Source organism: Brevundimonas sp. Marseille-Q4549, assembly GCF_976940555.1.
The window spans coordinates 1,565,197-1,581,370 of record NZ_CDRHXG010000001.1; the positions used below are offsets into that span (position 1 = coordinate 1,565,197).

7 protein-coding genes, 1 tRNA gene and 2 rRNA genes are annotated in these 16,174 nt (G+C 64.4%); 7 read left to right on the forward strand and 3 right to left on the reverse strand.

Translation table 11 applies throughout. The features are described from left to right. Positions 1–211: 211 nt before the first annotated feature. From ACWPV3_RS07625 to ACWPV3_RS07645, 5 genes are all read left to right on the forward strand, one after another. A 23S ribosomal RNA gene (locus tag ACWPV3_RS07625) occupies positions 212–2,990 on the forward strand. Between the two features lie 88 nt (positions 2,991–3,078). Then, positions 3,079–3,193 (forward strand): 5S ribosomal RNA (rrf, locus tag ACWPV3_RS07630). Positions 3,194–3,276: 83 nt separating this feature from the next. Next, positions 3,277–3,353 (forward strand) — tRNA-Met (locus ACWPV3_RS07635). Between the two features lie 257 nt (positions 3,354–3,610). Then, a complete protein-coding gene (locus ACWPV3_RS07640) occupies positions 3,611–6,205 on the forward strand; it encodes a TonB-dependent receptor plug domain-containing protein (RefSeq protein WP_453977475.1) in 2,595 nt (864 codons plus the stop codon). Continuing rightward, complete coding sequence (locus ACWPV3_RS07645) at positions 6,205–7,287, forward strand: pyridoxal phosphate-dependent aminotransferase (RefSeq protein WP_453977476.1); 1,083 nt, start codon at positions 6,205–6,207, stop codon at positions 7,285–7,287. Before ACWPV3_RS07640 ends, ACWPV3_RS07645 begins: the two co-directional genes overlap by 1 nt. A gap of 100 nt (positions 7,288–7,387) precedes the next feature. Here ACWPV3_RS07645 and ACWPV3_RS07650 read toward each other — a convergent pair whose 3' ends face one another. The 3 genes from ACWPV3_RS07650 to ACWPV3_RS07660 form a co-directional block, all read right to left on the reverse strand. Continuing rightward, positions 7,388–8,170: a transglutaminase-like domain-containing protein gene (locus ACWPV3_RS07650; protein ID WP_312736776.1), complete on the reverse strand. Its 783-nt coding sequence runs from the start codon at positions 8,168–8,170 to the stop codon at positions 7,388–7,390. Positions 8,171–8,282: 112 nt separating this feature from the next. After that, positions 8,283–9,641: a sigma-54-dependent transcriptional regulator gene (locus ACWPV3_RS07655; RefSeq protein ID WP_453977477.1), complete on the reverse strand. Its 1,359-nt coding sequence runs from the start codon at positions 9,639–9,641 to the stop codon at positions 8,283–8,285. Next, the gene (locus tag ACWPV3_RS07660) at positions 9,641–11,485 is read right to left on the reverse strand and encodes a sensor histidine kinase (RefSeq protein WP_453977478.1); all 1,845 of its coding nucleotides are present in this window, start codon (positions 11,483–11,485) and stop codon (positions 9,641–9,643) included. Before ACWPV3_RS07660 ends, ACWPV3_RS07655 begins: the two co-directional genes overlap by 1 nt. Before the next feature lie 232 nt (positions 11,486–11,717). Here ACWPV3_RS07660 and ACWPV3_RS07665 point away from each other — a divergent pair, with 232 nt between their 5' ends. Together ACWPV3_RS07665 and ACWPV3_RS07670 are read left to right on the forward strand one after the other, a co-directional pair. Beyond that, entirely contained in the window at positions 11,718–13,076 is a 1,359-nt protein-coding gene (locus ACWPV3_RS07665; RefSeq protein ID WP_453977479.1) for a dicarboxylate/amino acid:cation symporter, read from the forward strand. A 59-nt stretch (positions 13,077–13,135) separates the two neighbouring features. Next, on the forward strand, positions 13,136–16,171 hold the full coding sequence (locus ACWPV3_RS07670; protein WP_453977480.1) for a TonB-dependent receptor plug domain-containing protein: 3,036 nt from the start codon (positions 13,136–13,138) through the stop codon (positions 16,169–16,171). Positions 16,172–16,174: the final 3 nt, after the last annotated feature.

Here is a 16,174-nt window from a genome sequence, read left to right on the forward strand (position 1 = left end):
CGCACCCCGCCAAAGCTCGCAGATCGCATCAGGAATTGCCCGTCGGCGCTCGCCGACTGGCATTGACATCGTGAAGGAAGAATAGGACCGGCTCCCCTGAGCTTTTAGGTCATGTTCGAGAAGAAGACATTGTCTGACAAAAATCAGGCTTGGATCTGCCGGCATCTTTCCAGTCGGTAGAGCCATCCAAGCATGAGTTTTGCTGAGAAACGATCAAACGTTGAAGGGCTTCTGACGGATGCCTTGGCGTAGAGAGGCGATGAAGGACGTGGCAAGCTGCGATAAGAACCGGGGAGGCGCTAGCACCCTTTGATCCGGTTATTTCCGAATGGGGGAACCCACCTTTACAGTCTTCCAACTCTGCTCTTCAGAGCAGCGATTGGCGGATTGTTGAAAGGTATAATGAGCTGAATACATAGGCTTCATTAAGCGAACCCGGGGAACTGAAACATCTCAGTACCCGGAGGAAAGGACATCAACCGAGACTCCCGTAGTAGTGGCGAGCGAACCGGGACCAGGCCAGTGCTCTTGTGAAATAAAGACGAACGATCTGGAAAGGTCGGCCATAGTGGGTGAAAGCCCCGTAGTCATCAAATAGCAAGAGACTCGAGTAGGGCGGGACACGTGAAATCCTGTCTGAACATGGGGGGACCACCCTCCAAGCCTAAGTACTCCTCTACGACCGATAGTGAACAAGTACCGTGAGGGAAAGGTGAAAAGCACCCCGACAAGGGGAGTGAAACAGATCCTGAAATCGGAAGCCTACAAGCAGTCGGAGCCTCCACGCGAGGTGACGGCGTACCTTTTGTATAATGGGTCAGCGACTTCATGTGTCGAGCAAGCTTAAGCCGTTAGGTGTAGGCGCAGCGAAAGCGAGTCTGAATAGGGCGCTAAGTTCGACGTATGACGACCCGAAACCAGGTGATCTATCCATGAGCAGGTTGAAGGTTAGGTAACACTAACTGGAGGACCGAACCCGTGAATGTTGAAAAATTCTGGGATGACTTGTGGATAGGGGTGAAAGGCCAATCAAACCTGGACATAGCTGGTTCTCCGCGAAATCTATTTAGGTAGAGCGTCCGACGAATTCCTTGGGGGGTAGAGCACTGGATGGTTGCGGGCTGCGCGAGCGGTACCAATACTAACCAAACTCCGAATACCCAAGAGAACTATCGGGCAGACACACGGCGGGTGCTAACGTCCGTCGTGAAAAGGGAAACAACCCTAACCATCATCTAAGGCCCCCAAGTAACGGCTAAGTGGGAAACGATGTGGGATTGCTTTGACAATCAGGAGGTTGGCTTAGAAGCAGCCATCCTTTAAAGAAAGCGTAACAGCTCACTGATCAAGCGATCCTGCGCGGAAAATGTAACGGGGCTCAAGCCGTTCGCCGAAGATATGGGTTTGCAGTTTACTGCAAGCGGTAGCGGAGCGTTCCGTAGGCCGGTGAAGGTCAGGCGTGAGCCTGGCTGGAGGTATCGGAAGTGAGAATGCTGACATGAGTAACGATAAGAGTGTGAGAGACACTCTCGCCGAAAGACCAAGGGTTCCTGCGTAAAGCTAATCTGCGCAGGGTTAGTCGGCCCCTAAGGCGAGGCTGAAAAGCGTAGTCGATGGGAAGCAGGTAAATATTCCTGCACCAGCTGGAAGTGACGGATGGCATAACTCGTACCCACTTATTGGATTGTGTGTGCGGGGGCGTTGTCCCAGGAAATAACTCCAGCAGAGACCGTACCCGAAACCGACACAGGTGGTCAGGTAGAGCATACCAAGGCGTTTGAGAGAACTATGCTGAAGGAACTCGGCAAATTGCACGCGTAACTTCGGAATAAGCGTGACTCACCCTGCGCAAGCAGGACTGAGTGGCACAAGCCAGGGGGTAGCGACTGTTTAGCAAAAACACAGGGCTCTGCGAAGCAGCAATGCGACGTATAGGGTCTGACGCCTGCCCGGTGCCTGAAGGTTAAAGGGAGGAGTGAAAGCTCCGAACTGAAGCCCAGGTAAACGGCGGCCGTAACTATAACGGTCCTAAGGTAGCGAAATTCCTTGTCGGGTAAGTTCCGACCTGCACGAATGGCGTAACGACTTCCCCACTGTCTCCAGCATAGGCTCAGTGAAATTGAATTCCCCGTGAAGATGCGGGGTTCCCGCGGTCAGACGGAAAGACCCTATGAACCTTTACTATAGCTTCGCCTTGGCGTTAGCGACCGTATGTGTAGGATAGGTGGGAGACTATGAAACCGGGGCGCCAGCTCTGGTGGAGTCGTCCTTGAAATACCACCCTTACTGTCGTTGACGTCTAACCGAGGGCCGTTATCCGGTCCCGGGACATGGCGTGGTGGGTAGTTTGACTGGGGCGGTCGCCTCCCAAAGTGTAACGGAGGCGCGCGATGGTGAGCTCAGAGCGGTCGGAAATCGCTCGTCGAGTGCAATGGCATAAGCTCGCCTGACTGCGAGACTGACAAGTCGAGCAGAGACGAAAGTCGGCCATAGTGATCCGGTGGTCCCGAGTGGAAGGGCCATCGCTCAACGGATAAAAGGTACTCTAGGGATAACAGGCTGATTTTGCCCAAGAGTCCATATCGACGGCAAAGTTTGGCACCTCGATGTCGGCTCATCACATCCTGGGGCTGGAGCAGGTCCCAAGGGTATGGCTGTTCGCCATTTAAAGTGGTACGTGAGCTGGGTTCAGAACGTCGTGAGACAGTTTGGTCCCTATCTGCCGTGGGTGTTCGAAGCTTGAGAGGATCTGTCCCTAGTACGAGAGGACCGGGATGGACATACCTCTGGTGTACCTGTCATGGCGCCAGCTGTGCAGCAGGGTAGCTAAGTATGGAATAGATAACCGCTGAAAGCATCTAAGCGGGAAACTAACCTCAAAACAAGGCTTCGCTGAGGATCGTGGAAGACTACCACGTTGATAGGCCAGGTGTGGAAGTGGGGCGACCCATGAAGCTTACTGGTACTAATAATCCGATCGGTTTGATCGTTTCTCAGCAAAACTCATTCGATGATCGTTCCTTGAACCGAACGATCACAGACAATGTCTTCTCTTCATTCCGCTGTCCGCCTCGTTGACCTGGTGGCTATGTCGGAGGTTCCCCACCCGATCCCATTCCGAACTCGGTCGTTAAGCCCTCCAGAGCCAATGGTACTTCGTCTTAAGGCGCGGGAGAGTAGGTCGCCGCCGGGTCTACCAGGCGGACAACGAAATGAAGACAAAAGCCAAATCCGGACTTCTCGAACACTCTCTTCCTTCCGATCCAACCCACTTGCCGCGGGATGGAGCAGCCCGGTAGCTCGTCAGGCTCATAACCTGAAGGTCGTAGGTTCAAATCCTACTCCCGCACCCAAAAACACCAACACCCCCGAAGCACCGGCTTCGGGGGTGTTGTCGTATCTGCATCCAAACCCATGCGAAATCAGCCCGGAGGGCCAAGCGGAATGCGGGCTAACCGAATAGTTTTTCTAATGATGCGGATAGAAGCTATCGTTAGCGGTCTCGTGGCCGAACGACGTAGCAAGTCCCAAGAAATTTCGGGGCTGTATCACGATGACTACAACGCGCGCTCAATACCGATCAGGGGTTTTCCTGGCGGGAGTTTCTCTAATGGCATTGGCCGGGCCGGTTCTCGCGCAGGCGACGCCGTCACCATCTGCAGAGATCGACGAGGTGGTCGTTACCGGCACCCGACTGGCCAATCGCACCGTGACCAATTCACCTGTGCCGATCGACGTGCTCACGCATGAGGAACTGACCCGCGGTCATTCGGGCACGGCGCGGGTGCTACAGACGCTGATTCCGTCGTTCAACTATCCGACGCCGACGACGCCGGACGGCAACACCCATATCCGCTCGGCCAGCCTGCGCGGCCTGTCGCCGGACCAGACGCTGGTGCTGGTCAACGGCCGCCGCCGCCATACCGCCGCCTGGGTCAATGTCGGGGGCACGATCGGCAAGGGTTCGGTGCCGACCGATCTAAACGCCATTCCGCCCAGCGCCGTCGCCCGCACCGAGGTCCTGCGGGACGGCGCCTCGGCCCAGTATGGGTCGGACGCCATCGCCGGGGTGATCAATCTGCGCCTGCGCGAGGACCTGGGCACGGAGGCGGCGGTCAGCTATGGCGCGACCAAGGACGGCGGCGGCGACACTTATGAGGCGTCGCTCGATCACGGCTTCGCTCTTGGCGACGACGGCGTGTTGCACGCCACCCTCTATTATCGGGACGTCACGGCGGCCAATCGCGCCCGACCCGACACGCGCCAGTTCTACTTCGGACGGTCCGGCTCGGGCGGCCTGGTCAATCCGTCGTCGAACGTGGGGGCGGGCGTAGGCCTGGCGCCGCCCGGCGGTCCGGCGGGGACGACGCTTGACCCGCGCGAGGCGACCGTGGACCGCAACGTCTGGCGGTTCGCCGACTCGGCCGACATCGAACAGACCGTCCTGTTCCTGAACGCGCGCAAGCCGCTGGGTCAGGTCGAGGTCTACGCCTTCGGCGGCTGGGATCAATCGGACGCTACGTCCAACGCCTCCTTCCGGCGTCCGGCCCAGCCCGAGAACGTCCGGGCCATCTATCCGGACGGCTTCCTGCCCTATGTCGACACGGCCTCGGAGAACCTGTCCGCCTCGGCGGGCGTGCGGGGCGAGGCGGCGGGCTGGGCCTGGGACCTGTCCTCGACGTGGGGGCGGAACACGTTGGAGTATCGCACCCGCAATACGCTGAATGCGACCTTGGGCGCAGCCAGCCCGACAAGCTTCTACAATGGTCGGCTGGAAGCCTCGCAATGGACCACCAACCTGGATCTGACGCGCGCCTTCGATCTCGGTTTGGCCGCGCCGGTCGAGGTGGCCGGCGGGCTGGAGTATCGCCGTGACGGCTACGCCATCGGGGCCGGAGAGCCCGATTCCTACCGCAACGGCGGCGTCCTGGTTCTGGACGGCCCATCGGCCGGCGCCGTGCCCACCATCGGCGCCCAGGGCTTCGCCGGCATTCAGCCACGCGACGTCGTCGATGTGCACCGCCACAGTCTGTCGGCCTATGCCGAGGCTTCCACCCAGTTGTCCGAGGCGCTCCTGGTGACGGGCGCCGTGCGCTACGAGGATTTCTCGGACTTCGGATCCACCACCAATGTCCAGGCGGCCGGCCGCTATGACCTGGGCGCCGGACTGGCGCTGCGGGCGTCGGCCGGCACCGGCTTCCATGCGCCGGCCCTGGCCCAGCAGTATTATTCCTCGACCTCCAGCCGCACCCTGGTCGTCGGGGGCGTGCCGGAATACGTCCTGGTGCGCACCGCGCCGGTCACAGCCACCGAGGCGCGGCTGCTCGGGGCCAAGCCGCTGGAGCCGGAGGAATCCCGCAGCGTCTCGCTGGGCGCCACCTGGCAGGGTGCGCTGGCGGGGGGGCGGCTGTCGGCCTCCATCGACGCCTATCGGATATCCATCGACGACCGCATCGCCCTGTCCTCCAACTTCGTGGACACCGGCTCGTCCACCGCGATCCGCAGCTTCCTGGCCGCCAACGGCCTGCCGGGGGTGTCCAGCGTGCGCTACTTCGCCAATGTCGGCGACACCCGCACCGAAGGCTTCGATGTCAGCGCGCGTTGGCGCTATGTCGGCGCCGGCTGGGGAGCGGTCACCCTGACCGGCGGCTACAACCGAAACGACACCAAGGTGACGCGCCTGGCGCCGACGCCGGTCGAACTGACGCGCCTGGGCGTGCTGACGCCGCTGTTCGACGTGACGGAGGTCACGCGGACGGAGCGGGGGCAGCCGCGCGATACTCTGCAGCTGGGCGGAACCTGGGATTCCGGCCCCTGGTCGGTGACGGTGCGGGCGCAACGCTATGGAAGGGTCGAGCAACTGATCCTGACCAATCAGAGCGCCGCCAATGTCGCGGTCTTCGCCAACGGCTCGACCCCCTTCCACACCCTGGCCACCCAGGCCGGGGCGAGCGGAAACTTCGACGTCGTCCAGACCCTGAAGCCGGTTGTCCTGACCGATGTCTCCGTGGAGTACCGCATCAACAAGGCGTTGAAGCTGGAGGTCGGCGCCGACAACATCTTCAACCAGTATGGAACCGAGAACATCGCCAGCACGCCCTCGGTCCAAGGCGGGGATACCTTCGGCGCCTTTCCTTACAGCGAATACTCCCCGTTCGGCTGGAGCGGCGCCTTTGGTTACGTCCGCCTGAAGGCGAGCTTCTGATGCGCGCGACCCGACGACTTGTCCTGGGCGGGGGGCTGACGGCCGGCGCGCTTGCAGCCTTGCCGGCCGCCGCCCAATCGCCTGGCCAGTCACCCGGCCGGCTTCAGTTGGGCCTCAATGAAAACCCCTGGGGTCCGTCGCCGGGCGTGGCGCCGGCCGTGCGGGCCGCGCTGGGTAAGGTCAATCGCTACGTCGAGGACGAGGCTGCGGCCTTCGAACGGCAGGTCGCGGCCTTCGAAGGGGTAACGCCCGATCAGGTCGTGGTGGGCGAAGTGCTGGCGCCGCTGGGCCTTCATCTGGCCCTGGCGGCCGGAAGCGCCAGCCGCTTCGTGCACAGCGCCCCCGGCTACGCCGGTTTCACAGACCCCGCCGCCGCCGTCGGCGGTCGGCTGGATCCCGTGCCGCTGAATGCGCGATACGAGAACGATCTGCCCGCCCTTTTGGCGCGGGCGGACGGCGCGACGGCCCTGTTCGTGGTGAATCCTCACAATCCGTCCGGGACCGTCAGCGACCCGGCCGCCTTCCACGACTTCCTGCGTCAGGCCGCCCGCAAGACGCTGGTGATCGTGGACGAGGCCTATCTGGAGTACGCCGGAGACTACGCCGCCCGCACCGCGGCGCCCCTGGTGGCGCAGGGGCTGAACCTGGTGGTCTTCCGCACCTTCGCCAAGGTCTATGGTTTGGCGGGCCTGCAGTTGGGCTACGCGCTGGCGCCGGCGGATCTGGCCGGTCGTCTGAAGGCCAAGGGGGTGGGTGCGCCGCATTCTCTCGATCGCCTGGCCCTGGCGGCCGGCGGCGCGGCGCTGGCGGATCAGGATCACGTTCGATCGGTGGTGCGGCGAACGGCGGTGGAACGCGACCTGTATCACGCGTGGCTGGACCGACTGGGCTGGCCCCGCACGGCGTCGAAGGCGAACTTCGTCTTCTTCCGCGCCCCGCGTCCCCAGGTCGAGATCGCCAGCGTCCTTCGCGACCAAGGCGTCGATATCGGCCGCGCCCATCCGCCCCTGACCGACTGGACCCGCATCAGCCTGGGCTTGCCGGAAGAGAACCGCCGGGTTCGGGCGGTGCTGTCCGCCTGACCTCCGGGTCCTGGGAAGGCTCGTCGCCTGTATGCGGTGAGTTCGGCCTCGCGTCTCTGAGATGCGGGGCGGCGCCCAAGAAGCCAGGGTCCGACCGCAGTCAATCCTCGGCAAGGTCCACTGTCACCTTCTGACGCACCATTTCGCATCGGTCCTGGGTCGTCAAAAACGCGATATCGGCGGCGTCGCGGCCGCAGGCGATGCGCACCAGTCCCTCCACCGGCGCCAACCCCGTGGGATCGATCAACCACCAGCCGCCGTCCAGCCAGACCTCGAACACGGCGTGGAAATCCGGAGGCGTCAGTTGATGGGCGTAGGCGCTGATCGCTCGCGCCGGGATGCCCGATGCGCGACACAGGGTGATGCCCAGATGGGTGAAGTCGCGACACACCCCCGCCCGATCGATGAAGGTCCGCGCCGCCGTCGTTTCTGTGTCGGAAACTCCGTGCTCATAGTCGATGTTGGCGCTGATCCAGTCCAGAATCGCCAGCACGCGCTCTCCGCCCGTCGTTTCGCCGAACTGGCGCGTCACGAAGCGGCCGAACTGGTCCGATGGACAATACCGGCTGGGGGACAGATAGATCAGGGCCTCGGCCGGCAGATCTCCCCAGTCGTGTTGGGATACGTTGGCGGGCAGACCCTGCAAGCGACCGTTTTCGACGGTCGCCTCATAGGTCAGGCTCACTTCGCCCGCCATGTGGGCGCGCAGGGTTCGCGCCCCGAACTCGGCGTCCTCGTCCTCCTGAAAGGATACGGGCGGGTCGAAGGCCAGCGTCTCCGCAAGAATATGCTGGCCCGGCCAGTGCGCCGCGTGAATCTTGTAGATCGCATCGGTCGGGGGATCGAAGCGGTACGCCAGTTCGGCGCGCACGCGCAGTTTCATGAGATGTCCTGGAGGAAGGGAAGTCGGCCGCTCAACGCCATGCGTGTGGGGCCGTTCCGTGACTACTCCTCACGTCGAGGCGCGCCAAGATGCAGATACCTGTCCGTCTTTCTCAACGCCGTCGCTCAGCCGGTCGGCGGAAGTCGGCGGGGCGCAGGCTGTGGCGGGCCAGCTTGTCGTAGAGGGTCTTGCGCGGAATTTTCAGGCGACGCTGGACCTCGGTCACGTCTCCGTCGCTGTCGGTCAAGGTGTCCTGCAGGACCTGAGCCTCGAAGCGGGCGACGCGCTCGGTCAGGCTGAGGTCGGACAGGGCGTCGGTCGCGCCTGCGTCCGGCTCGAGCCCCAGGGCGAAACGCTGGGCGAAATGGGCCAGTTCGCGGACGTTGCCCGGCCAGTCGGCTTCCAAGAGGCGGGCGCGGACGGCGTCGGTCAGGGGCGGATGGACGCCTGAAGGGCCGACCGGCGCGCGGGCCAGCAGATGGGCGAACAGCAGGGGTATGTCCTCTCGCCTTTCCTTCAACGGCGGCACGCGCAGACGGACCACGTTCAGCCGATAGAAGAGATCCTCGCGCAGCCGGCCGTCCGCGACAGCGCGGTCCGGATCGCTCTTGATGGAGGCCAGGACGCGCAGGTCCAGAATGCGGGGTTCGTTGGCCCCGATGGGGTGGATTTCCCGCTCTTCCAGCACCCGCAGCATCTTGACCTGGGCATCCAGCGGCATGCTTTCGACCTCGTCGAGGAACAGCGAGCCGTTGTGGGCGCGTTCCACATGGCCGACGCGACGACGCAGGGCGCCGGCGAAGGCGCCCAGTTCGTGGCCGAACAGTTCGCTCTCGACCAGCCCTTCGGGCAGGGCGCCGCAGTTGACGGCGACGAAGGGGTGCAGCCGACGACGACCGCCGTTGTGCAGGGCGCGGGCGACCGCCTCCTTGCCCACGCCCGTGTCACCCTCGATCAGAACATCCATGCGGGCGTCGGCGATCTGGGCGATGGTGGCGCGCAGCGTCCGAATGGCGCGGCTGTCGCCCAGCAGCGGCAGTTCCACATTCGCCTCTGAAGACAGGGCCGCCAACCGACGATTGTCCAGCACCAGGGCGCGTTTTTCCATCGCCCGTTTCAGGCTGTCGTGCAGACGGTCGAAGGCGAAGGGCTTGGCCACGAAGTCATAGGCCCCGTCGCGCATGGCCGCGACCGCCTCGGCGATGTCGCCATGGCCGGTCATCAACAGGACGGGCAGGCTGGGATCCAGCGCCAGCAGCCGGGTCAGCAGTTGACGTCCGTCCAGCCCAGGCATCCGCAGGTCGGTGACGACGACGCCGGGGAAGTCGGCGTTCAGGCCTTTCAGCGCCGCCTCTGCGGTGGCGAAGGGGCGAACCTCGAACCCTTCCAGGGCCAGCCGTTCTTGCAGGGCGGCGCGGAAATCGGCGTCGTCCTCGACCAGGGCGACGGTGTTGAGGCGGGAGAACTCCATCAGGCGGCTTTCAGAGTGACGACAAAGACGGCGCCGCTGGGCGAAGGGCGCAGGGTCAGTTCGCCCCCGAAGCCGGCGACGATGTCGCGACAGATGACCAGGCCCAGGCCCAGGCCCGTCGCCTTGCTGGTGACGAAAGGCGTGAACAACTGGCTCTGAATCTCATCCGGCACGCCAGGTCCGTTGTCGGCGATCACCAAATCGACCTGCGTCCCGCGCGGCACGATGGTCAAGGTCACGACGGGCTCGGGCGTCCCTTCCAGCGACTCGACGGCGTTCTGCATCAGGTTGACGATGACCTGTTCCAGCCGGAACCGCTGGCCCAGAACGTCCGCCTCGATCACGGTCTTGTCGCGCACCAGGCGGACGCCCGCCTGTTTCAGACGGCCGCCCAGCAGCAGAAGGGCGCCGTCGACCGCCTCGGGCAGATTGACCGGCTGCAGCGTGGCTTCGGCCTTGCGCGAAAAGGCGCGCAGTTCCTGGGTGATGGCGCCGATGCGGGCGGTCATTTCACCAATCTGATGCAGGGGGCGGGCGGCCTTGGCCGGCTGGTCCCGCTCCAGATACGCCGCAGCCGTCTCGGCCTGGGTGCGGATGGCGGCGACAGGCTGGTTGATCTCATGGGCGACGCCGGCTGCGATCTGGCCCAACGCCGCCAGCTTGCCGGCCTGGACCAGCTCGTCGCGCAGAACCTCGCGCGCGGCTTCCGCCGCCTGACGCTCCTCGATCTGGCGGTTCAGGGCGGCGTTGGCGGCGCTGAGGTCCTGGGTGCGTTCGGCGATCCGGCGTTCCAGCTCGATGCGCGCGGCCTGGGCGGCGCGTTCGCGCGCAACGGCCTGTTGGCGGCGGCGCAACAGCACGCCCGCGACGCCGAAGATCAGCGTCAGGATCAGGGCCGTCAGGGCCCGCGCGGCGGCGACCGCCGCGCCGATGGCGCCGCGCGTCGGCGTCAACAGATGCAGCACCCAGCCGGGCGTCGCCGTGTCCGCCTGACTGTACATCCAGTCGCGCCGAACCCCGTCCAGCGGGGCCTTGATCAATCGGGGCCGCTCGCCATCGGGCGTGGCGAAGGGCAGGGGCGTCAGCGCGCCCTGACCCAGGGTCTGGTCCGTCAGGGTCAGGCGGCGGCTGGCGGCGTCCAGCGGCCGCAAGGTCCGAAACCGCCATTCCGGCACGCTGGTGATCAGCACGACCCCGGCCGGATCGGCGACGTAGGCGGGTTCTCCAGAAGCGCGCCACTCGGCCTCAAGGGCGTCAAACTCCACCTTCACCACCACCACGCCTACGGCTCGGCCGGCTGGGTCTTCGATCCGCCGCGCCAGATAGAGGCCGGGACGACCGCTGACGGTGCCGAGGGCGAAGAACTCGGCCGCGCCGTTCCGCATCGCGCCGATGAAATAGGGACGAAAGCCGTAGTCGGCGCCCACGAAACTGGTCGGCAGCCGCCAGTTGCTGGCCGCCCGTGTCACCCCGCCGGCGTCGATGACATAGATGGCCGCCGCGCGGGTCTGGACGGCGAGGGCCTCCAGCTTGAGGTCGATGGCTCGAGCCGAGGCGTCGGGCGCGCCCTTCAGCAGGTCGGCGATGTCGGGATCGGTCGCCAGGGCCAGGGGCAGGGAACGGTGCTTCTCCAGTTCGCTGCGCAGGACTGCGGCATGGAGGGCGGCCGCCGTTTCCGCCTGCCGCGCCAAGGTCGCTGTCGCATCGCGGCGGGCGGCCTCGCCAACGACGAAGGCGGCGATCAGAACGGCAAGGATCCAGCACAGGACCAGGGCGGCCCACATCCGGCCCGACCGGCTGCGTCCGAAAGCGCGGATTCGAACTGAAAGCGAGGGGACGGCCATGCGACGCACTGTGCGACAATCCGCACGAAACGGCCACAGATTTGCGCGGATTGACGCACGTCGCTTCGACCCACTACCTCAAAAAACGTGAAATATTTAGCTTAATCAAAAAGATATGAGTTTTTCCCGCTGGGCTTGGCGGTCGATGGCGAGGGCGTGACACTGACTACCAAGCGCGACGCAGATTGCGCGGAGGAAGTGGCGAGCGTGGCTTGCTGTCTGGAGTATCGAAATGATCCCTGCCGCGTCCGCAGCGCCGGCGACGACCGTGCGTCGTCCCTTCTATCGGCATCTGTATTTCCAGGTGCTGATCGCCATCGCCCTGGGGGCCTTCATCGGTCATTTCTGGCCCACGTTCGGCGAGAGCCTGAAACCGCTGGGCGACGCCTTCATCAAGCTGGTGAAGATGGTCATCGCCCCGGTGATCTTCCTGACCATAGTGACGGGCATAGCGGGCATGCGCGACATCGGCCGGGTCGGGCGGGTGGCGGCCAAGGCCTTCGCCTATTTTCTGGTCTTCTCGACCCTGGCGCTGATCGTCGGCCTGATCATCGCCAATCTGGTCCGGCCCGGTCACGGGCTGAACATCGACCCGGCCAGCCTGGATACGGGCGCGGTCGCCCAGTACGCCCAGGCGGCGCATGAGAGCACCATCGTCGGCTTCCTGACCGGCATCATCCCGGACACGGTCGTCAGCGCCTTTTCGACCGGCAACATCCTGCAGGTGCTGTTCGTCTCGATCCTGTTCGGCATCGCCCTGGCCCTGGTCGGCGACCTGGGCAAGCCGGTTCTGACCTTCCTGGACTCCGCCAGCGCAGCCTTCTTCAAGCTGGTCGCCATCCTGATGAAGGCCGCCCCCATCGGCGCCTTCGGGGCCTTCGCCTTCACCATCGGCGCCTATGGCATCGCCTCGGTGGCCAATCTGTTCGCCCTGATCGCCACCTTCTATCTGACCGCGATCATCTTCGTGGTCGGGGTGCTGGGCCTGGTCGCCCTCGCCAACGGCTTCAACATCCTGAAGCTGATCCGCTATCTGAAGGAAGAACTGCTGCTGGTGCTGGGCACCTCCAGCTCCGAGGCGGCCCTGCCCAGCCTGATCTCCAAGATGGAGCGGGCGGGGGCGGCCAAGTCGGTCGTCGGCCTGGTCGTGCCGACCGGCTATTCGTTCAATCTGGACGGCACCAACATCTATATGACGATGGCGGCCCTGTTCATCGCCCAGGCGCTGAACATCGATCTGAGCCTGCAGGACCAGATCCTGCTGCTGCTGGTGGCCATGCTGTCGTCCAAGGGGGCGGCGGGCATCACGGGCGCGGGCTTCATCACCCTGGCGGCGACGCTGTCGGTGGTGCCCAGCGTGCCGGTGGCGGGCATGGCCCTGATCCTGGGCATCGACCGCTTCATGAGCGAGTGCCGCGCCCTGACCAACTTCATCGGCAACGCCGTGGCCACCATCGTGGTGGCCCGCTGGGAGGGCGAACTGGATCGCGACGCCCTGAAGGCCGCCCTGGACGGCGCGCCCGAACCCCTGGCCGCCGCACCCGATCCGGCCGCTGGACCCGGCGACGACCTCGTCATCGCAGACGACTGAACGGGCCGTCAAACCATCAACGAAACGACCGCCAAAAACGGCGGCGACGGGAGGAAACCATGACCTACTCTTCGAAGATCGCCCTGATGGCGACCACGGCTACGGCTGTTCTGTTCGCCGGCGCCGCCATGGCGCAGGAAGCCTTGCCGGCTGAACCCGCGCAAGTGGACGAGATCGTCGTCGTCGGGACCAACATCAAGGGCGCGCGCACCACCGCCGCCCTGCCGGTGGTCGTCGCCGACCGCGAACAGATCGAAGCGACGGGGGCCACGACCGGCGACGAACTGTTGCGCACCATTCCGCAGATGGGCGACGTGCTGTTCGATTCCGCCAATAATCCGCAGACATCGAACTCGGCGCGCGGAGACGTCAATTCGGTGAACCTGCGCTCTCTGGGCGTGGGCAACACGCTTGTGCTGCTGAACGGCCGACGTCTGGTCCAGCACCCGACCAGCCAGGGCACCTCGGACACGGGCACCGTGCCGGTGCTGAGCTACAACTCCAACGCCATTCCGGTGGCGGGGCTGGAGCGGCTGGAAGTCCTGCTCGACGGCGCGGCCGCCATCTATGGCGCGGACGCCGTGGCGGGCGTGGTCAACACCGTTCTGCGCACCGACATCGACGGCCTTTCCTTCAGCGCCCGTTACGGCGGCGCGGAGGGGACCCAGATGCGCGACACCGAGCTGAATCTGTTCGCCGGCAAGACGTTCGATCGGGGCAATGTCTCGCTGTTCGCGAACTATGCCGAGCGCACGGCCCTGTGGGCTTCGGACCAGGACTATACCCGGTCCGACGACTTGCGCCCCCTTTTCGCCGACTATCCCGATTTCGCGAACGTCCAGTCTCTGGACGGCCGGTCCTCGCACACGCCGTGGGCGCGCCTGTCGGTCGGATCACGGGCGGTGATACGTTCGAACGGCGTCAACGTGACCAACACCGCCGGCGCCTTCCACTATCAGCCGTCCAGCTATGGGTGTCCGGTGAGCGTCGGCAACGACGTCTGCCTGGCCAGCGGCAATTTGAACTTCAACGTCGCGAACCGAGAGATGCGGTACGACACGCGCTATGAGACCACCGTGCGTCCGTCGGTGCAGCGCGGAAATCTGTTCCTGACCGGACGCTACAATCTGACGCCGGACATCGAGGCGTTCGGGGAGCTGGGCTATTACACCGCGCACAGCCGAGCGGTTCAGCCGCCGGTGGTGAACCTGAACCAGGTCTGGATCCCGGCCAGCAACTATTACAATCCCTTCGGTCCGGTGCGCTTCGCCGACGGATCGCTGAACCCCAACCGACTGCCCGGTCTGACGAATGTGCCCACAGGGGGATTGCCGGTCCTGATGACCAACTATCGCTTTGTCGATGTCGGCTTCCAGGTGGTCAAGGTCGACAACTACCAGGCCCGAGCACTGGGCGGGCTGCGCGGCGAATGGCATGGTTTCAATTGGGAGACGGCCCTGCTGTATTCCGAGGCTGGGGCCAAGGACATCTCGCCCAACGTCAATATGACGGCGCTCCAGCGTCAGCTGGCCTTGTCCACGCCTGACGCCTACAACCCGTTCGGCGGCGGGTGTTCGGCCACGCCGTCGTACGGCGACTGCCTGCCCAGCTCTCAGGTCGCCGCCGACGCCGTTCGCTTCGACTTGCACCGGGTGTCCAAGACCACCCTGACCCTGGCCGATTTCAAACTGTCTCGGAGAGACCTGTTCCACCTGCCCGGCGGCTCGGTCGGCATGGCCTTCGGCCTGGAGGCCCGCCGCGAGACCCAGAAGGACGACCGCGACGCCAATGTGGACGGCACATTCACCTTCACCGACATGGTGACGGGCGAAACCAACCTCTCCAATGTCTCCGCCGTCAGCCCGAACCCGGACACCTCCGGCAGCCGGGAGGTCTTTTCGACCTATGTCGAGTTCGCCGTGCCCCTGGTGTCGCCGGAGATGAACATTCCGCTGGTTCACAGCGTGGACGTGCAACTGGCGGGTCGATACGAGCACTATTCGGACTTCGGTTCCGTCGCCAAGCCCAAGATCGCCGTGGCCTGGGACGTCGTGCCCGGCGTGCGCGTGCGCGGTTCCTATTCGGAAGGGTTCCGCGCGCCGAACCTGGAGCAGACCAACGCCACTCAATACGGTCGTCTGGCCAGCGGCGTAGACTACATCCGCTGCGAGGCGGATCTGAGGGCCAACCGGATCACGACCTTCGCCGCTTGCGCACAGAACCTTTCAGGCGCCCAGTTGCTGGTGGCCGGCAACCCTGACCTGAAACCCGAGGAAAGCACCAACAGTTCGTATGGTCTGGTGCTGCAGCCGTCGTTCATTCCGGAACGGTTCGGCGACTTCACCTTCACCGTCGACCGCTGGCGGATCGAACAGGAGAAGATCGTGGGCCTGCTGGGCGCCCAGACGGCTCTTGCCCTGGACTATCTGGAGCGGGTCGGAGGCGGCTCCAATCCGTTGGTCAACCGTCGCGCGCCGACGCCCGAGGACATTCTGCTGTTCCAGGGCACGGGCCTGACGCCGGTTGGCGAGGTGGTGTCGATCAACGATCGCTTCATCAACCTGCAGCCTCAGACGGTCGCGGGCCTGGACGTGTCGATGAACTGGTCGCTGCGCCGCACGCGCTACGGCACCTTCATCGTCAATGTGAACGGCTCCAAACTGGAGAAATTCACGCGCGACCCGGGCGATATCGTCAATCAGCTGTACGCCGCGCGCGCAGCCGGGACGATCAACGCCGGGACCACCCTGCCGGACTCCTCGCAACTGATCGGGCAGAACGGGCGGCCGGAATGGCGGGTCAACGCCAGCCTGACCTGGCGAAAGGGCGCCTGGCGCGCCGGGGCGTCCAGTCAGTACGTCAGCGCCTTCGACCAACCCGGCCTGCTGAGCAGCGCCAACACCCCGTGGGAGGTGAAGGGCCGCAACACCATCAACGCCTACGTCGACTATGAATTCCCGGACGACACCCGGGTGCGTGTCGGCGGCCGCGACCTGACCGACCAGGGGCCGCCCCTGGCCGACGGCGGTTATCGCGGCTCGGTTTACAGCCCCTGGGGCCGGTACTGGTACGTCAACGTCTCCAAGACGTTCTGACGG